This is a genomic window from Paenibacillus sp. JT22N7, assembly GCF_059383875.1.
The window spans coordinates 307,558-324,685 of sequence record NZ_JBXENY010000006.1 but is presented as its reverse complement, the minus strand read 5'-3'; the positions used below and the strand labels follow the sequence as shown (position 1 = coordinate 324,685).

At 45.7% G+C, this 17,128-nt stretch carries 15 protein-coding genes; 14 read left to right on the top strand and 1 reads right to left on the bottom strand.

Features of this window, described 5'->3' with window-relative positions; translation table 11 throughout:
• Positions 1 to 7 precede the first annotated feature (7 nt).
• The 6 genes from AC50Y5_RS18385 (at position 8) to AC50Y5_RS18360 (ending at position 4,897) form a co-directional block, all read left to right on the top strand.
• On the top strand, positions 8 to 880 hold the full coding sequence (locus tag AC50Y5_RS18385) for an ABC transporter permease (protein WP_494862901.1): 873 nt from the start codon (positions 8 to 10) through the stop codon (positions 878 to 880).
• A gap of 23 nt (positions 881 to 903) precedes the next feature.
• Positions 904 to 1,830 carry a carbohydrate ABC transporter permease gene (locus AC50Y5_RS18380; protein WP_056033355.1) on the top strand — a complete coding sequence of 309 codons (927 nt, stop codon included), beginning with the start codon at positions 904 to 906 and terminating at the stop codon, positions 1,828 to 1,830.
• 179 nt (positions 1,831 to 2,009) lie between these two features.
• A complete protein-coding gene (locus AC50Y5_RS18375; RefSeq protein ID WP_235533115.1) occupies positions 2,010 to 2,354 on the top strand; it encodes an ArsR/SmtB family transcription factor in 345 nt (114 codons plus the stop codon).
• Positions 2,351 to 3,751, top strand: coding sequence for an arsenic transporter (locus AC50Y5_RS18370; protein ID WP_494862722.1), 1,401 nt, complete (start codon positions 2,351 to 2,353; stop codon positions 3,749 to 3,751). Before AC50Y5_RS18375 ends, AC50Y5_RS18370 begins: the two co-directional genes overlap by 4 nt.
• A gap of 16 nt (positions 3,752 to 3,767) precedes the next feature.
• Entirely contained in the window at positions 3,768 to 4,193 is a 426-nt protein-coding gene (gene arsC, locus AC50Y5_RS18365; RefSeq protein WP_494862720.1) for an arsenate reductase (thioredoxin), read from the top strand.
• A gap of 38 nt (positions 4,194 to 4,231) precedes the next feature.
• Positions 4,232 to 4,897 carry an oxidoreductase gene (locus AC50Y5_RS18360; protein ID WP_494862718.1) on the top strand — a complete coding sequence of 222 codons (666 nt, stop codon included), beginning with the start codon at positions 4,232 to 4,234 and terminating at the stop codon, positions 4,895 to 4,897.
• Positions 4,898 to 4,909: 12 nt separating this feature from the next.
• Here AC50Y5_RS18360 and AC50Y5_RS18355 read toward each other — a convergent pair whose 3' ends face one another.
• Positions 4,910 to 5,929 carry an HD-GYP domain-containing protein gene (locus AC50Y5_RS18355; RefSeq protein ID WP_494862716.1) on the bottom strand — a complete coding sequence of 340 codons (1,020 nt, stop codon included), beginning with the start codon at positions 5,927 to 5,929 and terminating at the stop codon, positions 4,910 to 4,912.
• Between the two features lie 370 nt (positions 5,930 to 6,299).
• On the opposite strand from AC50Y5_RS18355, the gene AC50Y5_RS18350 reads away from it, so the two are divergent.
• The 8 genes from AC50Y5_RS18350 to AC50Y5_RS18315 all read left to right on the top strand — a co-directional run bounded on the left by AC50Y5_RS18350 (position 6,300) and on the right by AC50Y5_RS18315 (position 17,068).
• Positions 6,300 to 7,853: a response regulator gene (locus tag AC50Y5_RS18350; RefSeq protein WP_494862714.1), complete on the top strand. Its 1,554-nt coding sequence runs from the start codon at positions 6,300 to 6,302 to the stop codon at positions 7,851 to 7,853.
• 11 nt (positions 7,854 to 7,864) lie between these two features.
• The gene (locus AC50Y5_RS18345) at positions 7,865 to 9,595 is read left to right on the top strand and encodes a sensor histidine kinase (protein ID WP_494862712.1); all 1,731 of its coding nucleotides are present in this window, start codon (positions 7,865 to 7,867) and stop codon (positions 9,593 to 9,595) included.
• A 125-nt stretch (positions 9,596 to 9,720) separates the two neighbouring features.
• Positions 9,721 to 11,427 (top strand): ABC transporter substrate-binding protein, encoded by a 1,707-nt coding sequence (locus AC50Y5_RS18340; protein ID WP_494862710.1) that lies wholly within the window; start codon positions 9,721 to 9,723, stop codon positions 11,425 to 11,427.
• Complete coding sequence (locus AC50Y5_RS18335) at positions 11,421 to 12,377, top strand: ABC transporter permease (RefSeq protein ID WP_494862709.1); 957 nt, start codon at positions 11,421 to 11,423, stop codon at positions 12,375 to 12,377. The genes AC50Y5_RS18340 and AC50Y5_RS18335 overlap by 7 nt, the downstream gene beginning before the upstream one ends.
• A 15-nt stretch (positions 12,378 to 12,392) precedes the next feature.
• Positions 12,393 to 13,313 carry a carbohydrate ABC transporter permease gene (locus tag AC50Y5_RS18330; protein WP_494862707.1) on the top strand — a complete coding sequence of 307 codons (921 nt, stop codon included), beginning with the start codon at positions 12,393 to 12,395 and terminating at the stop codon, positions 13,311 to 13,313.
• A 127-nt stretch (positions 13,314 to 13,440) separates the two neighbouring features.
• The gene (gene xynC, locus AC50Y5_RS18325; protein WP_494862705.1) at positions 13,441 to 15,123 is read left to right on the top strand and encodes a glucuronoarabinoxylan endo-1,4-beta-xylanase XynC; all 1,683 of its coding nucleotides are present in this window, start codon (positions 13,441 to 13,443) and stop codon (positions 15,121 to 15,123) included.
• A 148-nt stretch (positions 15,124 to 15,271) separates the two neighbouring features.
• Positions 15,272 to 16,165: an ABC transporter permease gene (locus tag AC50Y5_RS18320; protein ID WP_056033390.1), complete on the top strand. Its 894-nt coding sequence runs from the start codon at positions 15,272 to 15,274 to the stop codon at positions 16,163 to 16,165.
• A 6-nt stretch (positions 16,166 to 16,171) separates the two neighbouring features.
• Positions 16,172 to 17,068, top strand: coding sequence for a carbohydrate ABC transporter permease (locus AC50Y5_RS18315; protein WP_494862702.1), 897 nt, complete (start codon positions 16,172 to 16,174; stop codon positions 17,066 to 17,068).
• The last annotated feature ends 60 nt before the right edge of the window (positions 17,069 to 17,128 follow it).

Below are 17,128 nucleotides of genomic sequence, written 5' to 3'. Positions count from 1 at the left end.
GCAGAAAATGCTAATGCTGATGTCTTTGCCATTTTTAGCTTGGGTCATTTTATTCAAGTACGTTCCGCTTTGGGGCTGGACGATCGCTTTTCAAAAGTTCAAGCCGGCTAAGGATATTTTTGATCAAACCTGGGTAGGGCTTGATAACTTCACGTTTTTATTTAAAGAAGAGGCCTTTTATCTCGTACTGCGCAACACGATTGTTATGAGTTCCATTAATCTCGTATTAGGATTTTTAACAGCCATTGTATTAGCACTGCTGCTTAATGAGCTGCGCAGCGTTTATTTCAAAAGAACGGTGCAAACGATTAGCTATTTACCCCATTTTATTTCCTGGGTTGTTGCGGCAAACATTGTGCAAACCGCACTTTCTCCCGAAGGTATTGTCAACATCCTGCTGCTGAAGCTGCAGTTGATTGACCAGCCTATTCTCTGGTTAGGTAAAGGAGAATATTTCTGGGGCATTCTTGGGATATCTGAAATTTGGAAAAATGTAGGCTGGAACACCATCATCTATCTCGCTGCCATTTTAACGATTGACCCTGCGCAATATGAAGCGGCAGAAATGGATGGAGCATCACGTTTTCAGCGTATTTGGCATATTACGCTTCCTGGCATGAGACCGGTTATTGTCATTTTATTAATTATGAATCTTGGATTTATTCTTGAATCCGGATTTGAGCCGCAATACTTGCTCGGCAATAGCATGAACGTGGACTATTCAGAAAATCTTGATATATTCGTTTTGAAATATGGCATGCAGATGAATAACTATGGTTTGGCAACTGCAGCCGGTATGTTTAAAACGGTTGTCAGCTTTATCTTTCTGATCGCAGCGAACCATATTGCGAAACGGTTGGGTCAAAGCAGGCTCTACTAATCATGTGCAAGGAGGCGATCACTATGAGTCAAGCCAAATCAACTCGTAAAGCATACTTTTCTTCCCCAGATAAAATATTCGATGTGTGCAATATCATTTTTATGCTATTGCTGATCGTTGTAACGCTGTATCCTTTTTTGAATATGTTTGCTCTTTCATTTAATGATGCCAATGATTCCATACGTGGGAATATCTATATTTGGCCTCGTGATTGGACGCTGCGAAATTATGAATACATCTTCAATGAGTCCTCTATTTTTCATGCGACCTTTATTTCTGTAGCGCGCACGATAGTGGGGACGGTAGTCTCTGTGTTTTGTACAGCGATGCTAGCCTATACAATCAGTCGCCCTGAATATGTTTTCAAAAAGTTTGTGACGATCATTTTTATTTTTACGATGTATTTTAGCGGAGGTTTAATTCCGAACTACTTGCTGACGAAAGAGCTGGACTTGCTGAACACCTTTTGGGTATATATTATTCCCGGAATTATCGGTGTGTTTAACATGATTGTCATTCGTTCCTTTATAGAAGGCTTGCCCGAAGGAATTATGGAGTCGGCAAGAATGGATGGCGCTGGGGACTTTACGACGTTTATGCGAATTGTTCTGCCACTTACAGTACCAGCCCTCGCGACGGTTTCGCTATTTGTAGCGGTTTATCAATGGAACTCCTGGTTTGATGTTTTTCTATATAATTCTTCCAGTATTAATCTAAGCACACTGCAATATGAACTGATGAAGGTACTCTCAACGTCAAGCACCACTACCAGCACGGGCGGATCAGCAGCTGATGCCTTTGCCAATGCGCAGGGCAATGTAACGATGGTGACACCGACTTCCATTCGAGCAACGATGACGATTGTTGCCAGTCTGCCGATTATTATCGTTTACCCATTTCTGCAAAAGTATTTTGTACAAGGGATGACAGTTGGCGGTGTGAAGGGATAACGGAAGATTTTTGACTGCAAGCCAAGTGAAATCAGGCATTCACGCCTGATTTCACTTGGCTGTTCTTTTTTTTCCGACTTTACAAAAGCTTAACATATTCGCCATTGATTATATAAGTGTTTGATTATATGATTACGCCATGAGGATTAGTTAATTAGACATATAGGGAGGTGCCGCATATGGAACAAAATATGGAACAAAAAATTCATCAGATGGCGGAAGCCTATAAATTGTTAGCGGATAAAACACGGTTAACCATCATTGCTTTGTTGAAAGAACGGGAGCTTTGTGTCTGTGATATAACCGAAATGATTGGGATGTCACAGCCGAACGCCAGCCAGCACCTTCGAAAGCTGAAAGCAGCAGGGCTGCTGAGTGAAAAGAAAAAGGGGCAGTGGGTCTATTATTCTTTAAACCCGGAAGCGGAAGCCTACGTACAATGTGTTTATGAATATTTACCTACCATGAAAGCACAAATAGCAGGCTTGAAAAATAACAGCTGCGGCATTCAGGGGGAGACATGACTGTCATTGCCGTTGTCATTTTTCTGCTCACCCTTGTATTTGTCATTTGGCAACCGAAGGGATTAAGCATTGGCTGGTCGGCAACGGCCGGAGCGGTGCTTGCACTTCTCATGGGAGTGGTGAGCTTCGCTGATGTTGGCGCGGTTGCAGGGCTTGTATGGAATGCTACCCTTGCCTTTGTAGCAATCATTTTAATTTCGCTGATTTTAGACGAAATTGGTCTTTTTGAATGGGCAGCGCTGCATATGGCCCGTCTCGCAAAAGGGAATGGCAAGCTTATGTTTGTGTATGTCATTTTGCTTGGAGCTGCTGTAGCTGCATTTTTTGCAAACGACGGTGCCGCATTAATTATTACCCCGATCGTGCTTTCCATGGTGAGGGCTTTGAAATTTGAACATAAAATGATTTTGCCTTTTATTATGGCGAGCGGGTTTATTGCAGACACTGCTTCTTTGCCTCTAGTTGTGAGTAATTTAGTTAATATCGTATCTGCCGATTATTTTGGAATCGGGTTTGCAGAGTATGCCAGCCGTATGATCGTTCCGGGCTTCTTCTCCATTATTGCAAGCTTAATCATGCTCTACCTGTTGTTTAGAAACAGCATACCGAAAAATTACGAGCTAGCTCAATTAAAGAAGCCAGTTGATGCCATCAAGGATAAGAGACTATTCAAGCTTTCCTGGATCATTTTAGCTGTATTACTGTTGGCGTATTTCGGCAGCGAATTCTTCTCCATTCCGGTTTCGATTGTAGCGGGTATAGCTGCTGGCGGATTTCTTATTGCAGCCCGCAACAGTCCAATCATTCATACGAAAAAGCTGATAAAGGAAGCTCCATGGACGGTCGTCATTTTCTCCTTGGGCATGTATGTTGTCGTATATGGCTTGCGAAATGCGGGACTGACGGATGCCCTTGGAAGTGTGCTTCAAACGGTTGCGGATAAGGGATTGTTTATGGCCACGGTGGGAATGGGCTTCATTGCCGCGATATTGTCTTCCTTAATGAATAATATGCCGACAGTCATGATTGACGCGTTAGCTATAAATGGAACCCAAACGGAAGGGATGCTCCGTGAAGCATTGATTTACGCTAATGTGATTGGCTCTGATTTAGGTCCGAAGATTACACCGATTGGTTCACTCGCCACTCTTCTATGGCTTCATGTGCTTTCGCGCAAAGAAGTGAAAATTAGCTGGGGGTACTATTTTAAGATCGGTATTTTATTAACGGTACCAACCCTATTTATTACGCTTGCGGGGTTGTCTGCATGGCTATATTTCATCTACACAGTAAACCTTAACATCTGGATTTCCACTGTTTTGGTAGCTGCCGTCATCGTGTTGCTTACAGCGGTCTTGATGAAATGGCTGGGTAAAAAAGCAAGCCATCCATATTGAAAAAGGGGATTAGAAAATGGGGAAAAAACCACTTATTTATTTTTTGTGCACAGGGAACTCTTGCAGAAGCCAAATGGCCGATGGTTTTTTGAAATTAGTGGGCGGGGATAAATATGAAGTGAAAAGCGCGGGGCTTGAAGCACATGGCTTAAATCCGGGTGCCGTTCAAGTGATGAAAGAAGCGGGTGTCGATATTAGCAGCCATACGTCCGATGTCATTGACCCTGGAATTCTAAATCATGCTGATTATGTCATTACTCTTTGTGGGCACGCAGACGAGCATTGTCCTGTCGTTTCCAATCCGAACGTGACCAAATGGCACTGGGGCTTTGATGATCCGGCAAAAGCAGCAGGAACAGAGGAAGAGATCATCGCTCAGTTCCGTATCGTTCGCGATTCAATTAAACAACGCATTGAACATTTCGTTCAAGAAGGCAAGTAATCGGTTTGATTGATCTTGAAAAAAAGGGGGGCAGTCAAATGAACAGAACAGCTGTAGTGGCGGGAGCCACAGGCTTAATTGGCAAAGAGCTGGTTCAATTGTTGCTTAACGATGTGGCATATAGGGCCGTAACGATTCTTGTTCGGCGGCCAACGGGCATGGTGCATCCAAAGCTCGTAGAGCAAATCATCGATTTTGACCAATTGCAGCAAGCTGATGTACAGATGGGCGGTGCAGATGTGTTTTGCACACTCGGTACCACAATCAAGAAGGCTGGGAGTCAGGATGCTTTTCGAAAAGTAGACTATCAATACCCGCTATCGCTTGGACAATTGGCGAGCAGGCAAGGAGCAAGACAGCTATTGCTTGTATCTGCAATCGGGGCAAATCCATCATCGCGAGCCTTCTATAATCGTGTGAAGGGGGAAGTGGAAGAAGCGCTGAGCAGTCTCAAGCTTCCGGTTTTGCATATACTCCGTCCTTCGCTGCTGCTTGGAGAGCGGGAGGAATTCCGGTTCGGGGAACGAATCGCCGCATCGTTGTCGGTCTTGCTTTCTCCATTGTTTTCGGGACCGCTCAGAAAATATGCTCCTGTGCAGGCCAGTACTGTTGCCAAAGCCATGATTTTTGCAGCGAAAAGCAATCAGGCAGGCATTCATATTCATGAGAATGAGCATATCGTAAAGCTAAAGCAGGAAAAATAAAACAGCTGCGGTCTAGGACGTTATTTTCAGGTCCGAGACTGCAGCTGTTTCTTTATTTAAGGGTTGCTCTATGGTTGGCTTAGCAGAATGCTTGGATAATAGTTTCGGACCTTCCCGCTTCCAGATGTTCATAAAGGCTTTGACTACATCGGGATCAAATTGGGTTCCAGCATTTTTCCGAATTTCCTCTATCGCAAACTCAACATCGAGCTCGCCTCTGTACACCCTCTTAGAGGTCATGGCATCGAACGTATCAGCAACAGCCATAATTCTAGCTGCAATCGGAATTTCGCTCTGTCCAATGCGGCTCGGATAGCCGCGGCCGTCAAATCTTTCATGATGATGAAGAATCATATCCAAAATGCCGGAGCGTTTAAGATGGGAAATATGACTTAGCATTTCATAACCCGTATTAGGATGCTCCTTAATAATTTCAAATTCTCCGTCCGTTAATCGGGATGGTTTGAGGAGAATATGCTCGGGTACACCGATCTTCCCAATATCGTGAAGAATTCCGCCAATATAAATGCGTTCGCATGCCAGCTTGGACATCTTCATTTCTTCAGCAATTTTCCTCGAGTAATAAGCCACGTTATCGGAGTGATCAGCCGTATAATGATCCCTTGAATCCAAGGCTTTAGCTAGTGTAAAGGTGAGCTGAAGCATATTTTGCTTCTGTCTATTGTAATACAAAATCATAAACGAAATAGAAGAGGAGGTTAAGAAATACGTAACGACTAAAGTGAAGACTCTCAAGAGGAATTCATCTTGAATGAGAAATGCCGGCTGCCGCTCCAAATAAACTCTAAAGAAAACGATAAGAACGACGAGCACGCTACGAATCCAGGCTTCCTTCCAAAAAGAAAGGCCTACCAGTAAGCTGAGCATTAAATAAGCAAACTGAAACAATATGTAATTTTCGAAACAAAAGTCGGCCGCAATGACAGCAAGAAATGCGATTCCGAATAAGAAGCGGCTTGTATATTTACTAAGAATAAAGGTTTCCGCTTGATGAGCGATGTAATTTTTCATAGGACTGAGGACCTCTGCAATCATTCGATTCATTTCTAAATTATGTATTTAAATAAATTAAATTATATCACATTCTAAAGCGCGACCTCCATATAAATTACTAGCGTTGCTTAAAAGAGCCTCTTGGAAGTTGTTTTTCTAATTGGATAAAATATGTAAATGTGTTAACATGAGTATGGTGTTGGGCAAGGCGCCCGCATTCACTTCGTCAACCATTTGTACCATTGCTATATACTGTGCCTCACTAAAACTCCCAAATCCGCGCATATCCGCAAAGATTATTTAGGGGGTTTTTTATCATTTTGATTTATTTGATAGCGCTTACAAATGAGAGGGCTTCTATTTTTAATGAAGGAAGGGATAATGGACAATGCTCAAAGTACTGCTGACAGACGATGAGGTGTTTGTTCGGAAAGGGCTGATGGAACTCATCCCATGGGAAGAAATGAAGTTCATTGTAGTAGGGGAGGCAAACAATGGCAAGGAAGCGCTGGAAATGATTGAGGATTTGGAGCCGGATTTAGTCATTACGGACATACGCATGCCGCTCGTGGATGGGCTTGACCTGATCCGAAGTGTGAAGGAGAATACCCAGCTTGACCCGGTCTTCATCATCATTAGCGGCTATAACGACTTTAAATATGCGCAGCAGGCTCTGCGCTATGGGGTACATGACTATATTATGAAGCCTATTGATGAAGAGGAAATAACGGCAGTTTTACGGAAGCTGACCTACAGCATCGGAGAGCGAAAAAAGGCTTTGCTGGCCGGAGACAAACAGGCAGGCAACCCCATTCTAGAAGCGCTGATGCAGGGAGCTTTGAATAGAAAGGAGGCGGAGCAATATTCTTCGATGCTGGGCATGCCAGAAGGGGCAAGCATGATGTATGTCTTGGTCGACGTTTATGCCGCTCCGCAGGAGCAGCTGGCCGATATGAGGACATTTCAGGAAGCACTGCACTCTCTTGAGGAGCAAAGAGGAGATATTCCCGTCATCGAGCTGCAGCCGGGCAAGTTTGGGCTGCTGTTAAACGTGGACTGGATGCATAACAGAGCTGGCGGAATCGGGCCGTTTCTGGAAAGGCTTCGCACAGCCCTTTCCCGTCGCCTGAGCGTCGACATCGGCATTTATGCGGGCAATTCCGTCGATCATGTAGCAGAGCTTCGCCGTTCCTTTCTGGAGGCTAGCGAAGCGGCCCGGCACAAGTATGCCGAACGCGGCGTAATTTGGTACGCAAAAATTAATAATAGGCCTTTGTATGTTTTTGATATTAGTCCAGACATTTCAAACAAGCTGATCTTGCAGCTGGAAGAAGGGAGCAGGGAAGCATACCGCCAAACGGCGGAGGGCATGTTTCGATTGTTCCGTGAGCAGCGTTTCACTCCGCAAGCCGTAACAGGGTCTCTCTCCCGATGCATCACCGGAATTATAGCCGTAATTAAGGAAATGGACGGCAGCGAGGAGGAAGTTCGGCGGCTAAAGGAACTGGCTGAACGGGAACACGGCAATTGGAGCTTACAGCTGTTGGAGGAGCATTTCATGCTGGCGCTTGCGGAAGCGGAGGAGTACATTGCGTTGCTGCGTCAGGAGTGGTCCAGGAGCAGCATCAAGCAGATTAAAAACTATATTGACGCCCATTATAGCGAAAATATCAGTCTTAAATGCATCGCAGCAAGGTTTTATATGAATGCCTTGTATCTAGGCCGGCTTTTTCGTAAAAACTATGGCGTTTATTTTAATGAATATGTATTGGAGCTTCGGGTAAAGGAAGCTAAAAAGCTGCTTCGGCAGACTGACCTGCGCATGTACGAAATTGCCGCCAGAGTCGGCTTTCAGAATGCGGATTATTTTGTCACCCAGTTCGAGAAGCTGGAAAAACGATCTCCGACAGAATATCGCAATATGCTGAATATTAAAGAATAGAGGTTGCCCCAATGATGAAATTCAATTTGAACTACATGAAACTGCGCGACAAGCTGCTGCTTATGTACATACTGTCGGTATTTATCCCTATCGTTGTCACTAATGTGGTGTTCTATAACGTGACCACAGTCAATATTCGCAGCCAAAAAAACCGGGATGCGGACATGGCGTTAAACAATCTCAAAAACGATTTGCGCGTAACGATTGACCAAGGCGTTGGTTTGTCCTATTCCCTATATGCTGATCCCATCTTTAACAAAACAGTTGCCAGACGTTTTTCCAGTCAGATGGATTACATTAATACTTATCAGTCTTATCTGAGTGGGGCGTTTTCTGATCAAAACGTACAAGGTGTCCGCTGGTATCAGGTGTATACAGATAACCCCACTGTTTTGTCTTCAGGCTATATTGATCGCTTGACCGAAACGCTTCGGCAGTCCGACTGGTATATCCAGTCTAAGTCCTCTTCCGCTCTTTATCCGGCTTTTGTTTATTCGGACAACAAACTCAGCCTCATTCAACAGTTAAACAATTACCACACCGGCGGTATTGAGCAGCTGGTGAAAATCGATTTGAACATGGACTTGCTCGCCCAAAAATTCGGGAGCAGCGCCTTTGGCGGCAAGGTTTATTTGGTCGACCCTGAGGGACGGGTGTGCTTTGGCAATGAACGGGGAGGACAATGGCAGCAGGCAAACGTCCGGTTTGAGGACATTGCGCTTCCAAGAAATTCCCGTTTGTTCGAAGCCTCTTACGATGGGATTAGTTATTTGGAGGGGTGGACGCTGCAAGGCGTAATAAATGAGGAGGTCTTTCTTAGAGAGGTCCGCCATTCGCGTTCCATTGTCATTTGGCTCGCATGCATTAATTTTGTGCTGCCCTCTATCATTATTGCTGTAATGTCGAGGTCTCTGCATGTACGGCTGGTGCAGATTTTAAAGCATATGAAGAAGGTGAAAACGCAAACCTTTCAGACGATTCCCTACGAAGATGCCAGAGACGAAATCGGCCAGCTAACGATGGAATTCAATCGAATGATGGAAACTATTAATAATTTAATTAATGAGGTTTATATTGCGGATATCCAAAAGAAGGATCTGGAGCTGAAGCAGCAGCAGGCGCAGCTTCATGCCTTGCACAGCCAGATCAATCCCCATTTTCTATTTAACGCCTTGGAATCTGTCCGCATGAGGAGCGTCATCAAGGGGGAGCGGGAAACAGCAAAAATCATCCATCATATGGCTCAAATGTTCCGCCAGTCCATCTCTTGGAGCCGAAAATACGTGACGGTGCGTGAGGAATTGGAGCTGATAGGCAGCTTTCTGGAAATTCAGCAATACCGCTTTGGCGGCAAGCTGGACTACAGCATAGTAGCAGATCCGACAGCACTTAACCGTCGAATTCCAAAGATGGTCATTTTGCCTTTTGTGGAGAATGCCAGTATCCATGGAATTGAATCGAGTCCCGACAAAGGCATCATTGCGATCTCTGTCACCGAGCGGGAGGACAAGCTTCATATCAGATTAGACGACAATGGTATCGGCATGTCCCAGGCCAAGCTCGATGAGCTGTTTCAGTATTTGGAGGAAAATGACGATATAGGCGAGCGAGTTGGCATGAAAAACGCCTATTACCGTCTAAAGCTGTGTTACCAGAATCGTTTTGACTTCGCCATTCGTGCGGGTGAAGGGACGGGAACGCGAATAGAAATCACTCTGCCGCTTGAAGCTGGGCAGCCATAACAGATTGAAAAGGATCGGTATGATTTTCAAAGAAGAAGGTATGCTTTGTCGGGTAATCAAGAAAGCGTTTTCTTGATATATTGAAAGGGCTTACAAATTTGTCAATGGAAGGGGAATTAGTTGAAATGTCCAAAAGCAAGGCAGTAATCGCTGGATTGGTTATTTTATTGGCGGCGACTTTTGGAGGATGCAGCAAGGCAGATAACGATATGCCTAACAGCGCCTCTAATAGCAAGTCCACATCCGATCCTTCCGCAGCAAGCGGAGAGGACCATACGGCGGCGACCTTTACGTATTATCATTTTTCGACAGGCAAGAAGGATACTCTGGCGAGTGAAACGGTCATCGGAAAAGAATTGCAGAAGCAAACCGGTGTCGACTGGAAGCTGGAATACGTCGTAGGCGACAGCACAACCAAAGCTGGAGTCATGATTGCCAGCGGAGATTATCCAGATGTGATTAGCTCTAGTGGCGAAATGGCGAAGCTGATGGACGCTGGAGCCTACATCCCGCTCGATGATTTGATTGAGGAGTATGGGCCCAACATCAAACGCGTATACGGACCTTACCTCGATAAGATGCGGCAGGAGGACGGGAAAGTTTACACCTTGCCGTATACGGCCAATCAGGGCGAGTATATCGGCAGTCCCAATATTGGCGGGGGAGCCTTCTGGATCCAGCGTTCGGTGCTGAAGGAGTTCAACTATCCGAAGATCACCACATTGGATGAATATTTTGATCTAATCAAGCAATACAGGGAGAAACATCCGACAATCGATGGCGCGGATACGATCGGATTCGTTTCCCTTGCCGGCGTCGCGAATAACTTCTTTACGCTGCAAAATCCTGCGATGCATCTTGCGGGATATCCTAACGACGGCAGTGTCATGGTCGATATGGAAACCCATGAGGCCAAGGTTGTGGCAGGAACCGACTATCAGAAAAGATGGATTCAGAAGCTGAACGAAGTGAACGCTGAAAAATTGTTTGATCCAGAATCTTTTACAATGAATAAGGATCAATACTTGGCCAAGCTGACCTCAGGACGTGTACTTGGCTACTTTAACTATGGATGGCAGGTGGGGGATGCTTCCAAAAACCTGTTGGCGGCTGGCATTGACGAGAAGCGTTATGCTCCGCTTCCGATTGTATTCGACAAAGGCATAAAAGATCAGTACATGGATCCGCCAGGATTTGTCGCCAACTACGCGGTCGGCATTTCCATCAAAGCCAAAGATCCCATTCGCATCATTAAATACTTCGATCATTTGCTGAAGGAAGAAAATCAAATCCTCGTTCAATGGGGGATCAAGGATCAAACCTATAGTGTAGATGACAATGGCCGTTTTTATTACGCGAGCGATGAGCAGCGCAAATACCATGATGATCTTGAGCTCAGTCGTACTTTTGGTTTTACCTACTTCGGAACAGACTGGCCGCGTTATGGCGGGGAGTCCACCCTATCAGACGGCAATGCCTTTAGCCCCGGCAATCAGCCAGAGGTAGCCTATGCCTCGTATACCGAAGGCGATAAAACGATTCTGAACGCTTATGGCGTCGAGACGTTCAGCGAGATGTTTTCCAAACCCGAAGCACGTCCATGGTTCCCGGCATGGTCCATCGCGCTGGAGCAAGGTTCTCCTGAACAAATTTTCACAATGAAGTCCGATGACCTGCAAAGAAGATATTTGCCTGCTCTGGTTATGGAGGTACCGTCCAATTTCGACAAGCTGTGGGAGGAGTATATCAGCGAGCTGAACAAGCTGGGCAAGAACACCTATGAGAATAGGATTACCAAGATTGTAAAAGATCGCGTTGCAGGCAAATGGTGAGTAGAGCTAAGCGAGGTGTTGATAGACCAGATAAAAATAAAATAAAGCTGTTTTATCATCGCCTTATTCAGCAGAAAACGCTAGCGTTTATGTGTATTCCGTTCGTCCTCTGGGCTTTTATTTTTAAATATTTACCGCTTTGGGGCTGGACTATGGCCTTTCAAAACTTCAAGCCGGCAAAATCCTTCGGGGAACAGGAATGGGTAGGATGGCATCATTTCAACCTCTTATTCGCGGACAGTACCTTCTATCGTGTGCTGCGAAATACTCTGGTGATGAGCTCTATCAAATTAGTACTGGGCTTCATTACGGCGATTACATTGGCTCTTCTGCTGAATGAGCTGAAAAATATTATTTTTAAACGGTTCGTTCAGACCGTCAGCTATTTGCCGCATTTTATTTCTTGGGTAGTGGCGTCAAGCATTGTTCTGACGGTTTTATCTCCGGATGGCATCATTAATTTGCTGCTGAAGAAGCTCCAACTCATGGATAGCCCGGTGCTGTGGATGGGCAAGGGGGAGTATTTCTGGGGAATTCTCGGGGCGACTGAGGTTTGGAAAGAGGTGGGCTGGAGCACGATTATTTATTTGGCCGCCATTAGTGCGATCGATCCTTCCCAATATGAAGCAGCTGAAATGGATGGAGCGGGTAGGCTTCAGCGCATAGTCAGCATAACGCTTCCCGGAATGAAGCCCGTAATCATCATTCTGCTAATCATGAACATGGGAAATATTCTTGAAGCTGGATTTGAGCCGCAATATTTGCTGGGCAACGGAATGAACATGGATTATTCGGAGAATCTCGACATATTCGTGCTGAAGTATGGGATGGGGACAGGCAACTTCTCCTTAGGAACGGCGGCCGGCATATTCAAAACGGTAGTCAGCTTCATCTTCCTTTTCTCCGCTAACTTTATTGCCAAGAAAATGGGGGAAAGCAGATTATTTTAAAAGGGGAGCTACGCCATGCAAAAAGGAAAAACGTCCCGTTTGCGCACTTCCAGCTTTGGGGACCGAGTGTTTGATAGCTGCAACATCCTATTTATGATAGGGCTGATGATTGTCACGATTTACCCGTTCGTCAATATGATTGCCGTTTCCTTTAATGATGCTAACGACGCCATTAGGGGCGGGATTTATTTATGGCCACGGGAATGGACGATGGATAATTACAAGTATATTTTCGGAGAATCCGACGTTTATCACGCTACGCTCATATCGGCGCTGCGTACGATTATTGGAACTGTGGTGGCCGTATTTTGCACAGCGATGCTCTCCTATACCGTCAGCCGACAGGGATTCGTGCTGCGCAAGTTTGTTACGATGTTTTTCGTGTTTACGATGTACTTCAGCGGAGGTTTGATTCCCGGTTATTTGCTTATTCGGGATTTGGGCCTGATTAACTCCTTTTGGGTTTATATTGTTCCGGGCGTGATTGGGGTGTTCAACATGATCGTCATCCGTTCTTTCATTGAAGGTCTGCCGGAAGGCATTCTTGAATCGGCACGGATCGACGGTGCAGGAGAATTCACTACTTTCGTCCGCGTCGTATTGCCGCTGACCGTTCCAGTCATGGCTACCGTATCGCTGTTTGTAGCGGTAGGGCAATGGAACTCCTGGTTTGATGTGTTTCTGTACAATTCCTCCAATATCCAATTAAGCACGCTGCAGTACGAACTGATGAAAATTTTGCAAACATCCACGACGGCGGCCACGGCCACGGCTGGGGATATCTATCAAGCGGCGGGCGACAGCGGAACGATGGTGACGCCGACTTCGATCCGGGCTACTATGACGATCATTGCCAGCATTCCCATTCTGATGGTCTATCCGTTCCTGCAGAAATATTTTGTTCAAGGGATGACCCTCGGCGGTGTTAAGGGCTGAATGATACGGATAATGACTGCTTAAGGCAAAATGCAGCTTCATAGCTGAAAAAGGGGGTGGTCAGACGGTTGTTTAAACAGCCAGAGAAGTTTATAGGAAAAATTAATATTATAAGGAGATGAAAACAATGATCTCAAGTCTGAAAAAATCAATGTTTGTCTTATTGGCATGTTTAACTGTGCTTCCGTTAGTATTAACCGTGCCAGCTCCTCCTAAGGTTTCAGCAGCAAGTGATGCAGTCATTAATTTATCGGCAGAAAAACAATTGATACGAGGCTTTGGAGGAATTAACCACCCGGCTTGGATTGGGGACCTGACAGCGGCCCAAAGAGAAACCGCATTTGGCAATGGACAAAATCAGTTGGGCTTTTCTGTTCTAAGAATCTTTGTAGACGGTGATAGCAATAATTGGTACAGAGAAGTGCCGACTGCCAAACGTGCGATAGAGCAAGGCGCACTCGTCTTTGCTTCGCCATGGAATCCTCCTAGCAGTATGATCGAGACCTTCAATAAAAATGGTGATACTGCAGCCAAACGGCTTAAATACGATAAGTACGCTGCGTATGCGCAGCATCTTAATGATTTTGTCACGTACATGAAAAATAACGGTGTGAACCTGTATGCGATTTCGGTCCAAAATGAGCCAGACTACGCGCATGACTGGACATGGTGGACCCCACAAGAGATGCTTCGCTTTATGAAAGAAAATGCGGGATCCATTCAAAATACGAAGGTCATGGCACCGGAGTCCTTTCAATACCTGAAAAATATGTCAGACCCTATTCTGAATGATCCGCAGGCTCTTGCCAATATGGACATTCTTGGTGCTCATCTTTATGGTACAAGCGTTAACAATTTCGCTTATCCTCTGTTCAAACAAAAAGGAGCGGGCAAAGAGCTCTGGATGACGGAAGTATACTATCCAAATAGTAACAACAACTCGGCGGATCTCTGGCCCGAGGCATTGGATGTTTCCCATCATATTCACAGTGCTATGGTTGAAGGAGATTTCCAAGCCTATGTATGGTGGTATATCCGCAGACAATACGGCCCGATGAAAGAGGACGGCACGATCAGCAAACGCGGTTATAACATGGCTCATTTTTCCAAATTCGTTCGTCCTGGCTATGTAAGGGTTGATGCATCGAAGAGCCCTGAAACAAACGTGTTCACCTCTGCATATAAAGGCGACAACAAGGTGGTTATTGTTGCCATCAACAAAGGCACCTCGGCAGTCAATCAGAAATTTGTCCTGCAGAACGGGAATGCATCGACGGTATCTTCATGGGTAACAGACAGCACTAGAAATCTTGCAGCCGGATCGTCGATTAATGTGTCGGCCGGTTCCTTTACAGGCCAGCTTCCGGCCCAGAGTGTTACAACCTTTGTAGCTGAATTAGGAAGCGGTGGAGGCAGCGGCAGCGGTACCACTTATGAAGCCGAGACGGGTACAACATTGACCAGCTCCGCAGTAGAAACTATCAATACAGGCTATAGCGGCAGCGGATATGTCAACTTTAATGCTGCAACCGATGCAGCCATTCAGTGGAACAGCATCTATGCTGCGGTAACGGGAACTAAAAATGTAAAGTTCCGGTATGCGCTGGAGTCAGGGATGAGAAATTTGGATATTTATGTTAATGGAACGAAAGTAATCAGCAATGCTGCCTTTACAGCGACAGGCGGCTGGACAACCTGGGGCGAGAAAACGATCCAGGTATCCATGAGCAGCGGGAACAATATTTTAAAAGTTGTAACGACGGGTACAGAGGGACCGAATATGGATAGTGTAAATGTTTCGGCTCAGTAGTAATAATTGCAAAAAGGCTTCGTCTCCTTTACATGGGGCGAAGCCTTTTCGTTATGAATTCTAATCAGAACGATAGATATCCAATCGCTGTTGCGTAGGAGTGCTCCGAATTTACCTTTATGATAGAAAGACCAAGGAGGGATGCAGATTGTACGCAAAGCTTTATAAGTATCGATGGCAATATTTAATGATTTTACCGGGCGTGGTCCTGCTGCTGCTTTTCAACTATATCCCTATGGTAGGGATACAGGTTGCATTCCGGGATTTCCAAATCGGAACATCCATATGGAATAGTGCTTGGGTTGGTTTAGATAATTTTTCCTTTATTCAAGACCCCCAGTTTTTGACCGTAGTCAAAAATACACTCTATATATCGGTGTTGAAGTTTGTATTCGGCTTTCCGGCGCCTATTCTGCTGGCTCTGCTGATTAATGAAGTGACCCGGCCAGTGTTCAAGCGCTTCGTTCAATCGGTCAGCTACCTGCCCCACTTCTTCTCATGGATTGTAGTAGCCTACATTCTTCAATCCTTTTTGACGCTCGACAGCGGCCTGGTCAACCAGTTTATCAATCAAGCGGGTGGGGACTCCATCTTCTTCTTGGGCTCGACGGAATGGTTCCGGCCGATGGTAGTGTTAAGCGGCTTGTGGAAAGAAACAGGCTGGAATACGATTCTTTATTTGGCAGCGATTACGACGATTGACCCGCAGCTCTATGAATCCGCCAAGGTAGAGGGCGCAGGCAAGCTATCCCAAATTCGCCACATTACGATTCCAGGCATGCTGCCGACGATCTCGATCGTCCTGATCTTGAGTATTCCAAGCTTGATTACCGTGGGCATGGATCAAATTTATCCGCTCATGAATTCGGCTAACCAGGAAGTGGCCGACGTGCTGGATACGTATATTTTACGCAGCGGCCTGCAGCAAGGCTACTTTGGCATGGCAACTGCGGTTGGTTTGCTCTCCTCGATTATCAGTCTGATTTTAGTTGTGGGGACGAATCAGTTTTCAAGAAAAATAAACGGCGAAGGATTATGGTGATGGCGTATGAAGATGAGCAAAGGTGAAAATATTGCCCAATACGTCATCGTAGCGCTGCTCGGCCTGCTGTGTGTATCCGTGCTTTATCCGTTTTTGTATATGCTCGCCATATCTTTGAATGACGGGGCGGATGCTGCCAAGGGCGGGGTTTACTTATGGCCGCGGAATTTCACCCTCATTAATTATGAGATCGTGCTTGGCAATGAGATTATTCGGAATTCTTATCTGATCACGATTGGCAGGACCGTCATTGGAACGGTTGGCGGACTGCTCGTTACGCTGCTTGTGGCGTATGGATTGTCCTATCGCGGACTTCCTTTTAGAGGCACCATTCTCGGCTATATTCTGATTACGATGCTGTTCAGCGGCGGCTTGGTTCCGTACTACATTCAGCTCAACAATCTGGGCTTGATTAATTCGTTCTGGGTATACGTTCTGCCGGGCCTCTTCTCTGTCTGGAACATGTTCGTCATGCTGAAATTTATTCAGGGCATACCGGAGGCGCTGGTGGAATCCGCTGAACTAGATGGAGCTGGACCGCTGCGGATTTTAATGCAGATGATTATTCCGCTATCCAAACCGATGCTGGCTGCACTAGGCTTGTTCACGGCAGTCGGCCATTGGAATGATTGGTTCGCGGGCGCCTTCTTCGTTACGAAGCAGGAATTGATTCCCGTTCAAACCTTCCTGCAGCAGCTCCTAGCTGCTTCGGATTTGTCTGCCGTACTCGGCTCCAACACGAATCAGGAGGCGCTGGCGAGAAGCTCGCAGCTGCAAAATATTACGCTGATGTCGATTAAAATGGCGGTTGTAATGGTCAGTGCAATTCCTATTCTTTGTGTTTATCCGTTTTTGCAAAAATACTTTGTCAAAGGAGTTCTTGTGGGCTCGGTCAAAGGCTGATTATTCGGGTATTAGAGCAACATTTATATACCGATTTGAAGTACAATCTTGTATAGGGGG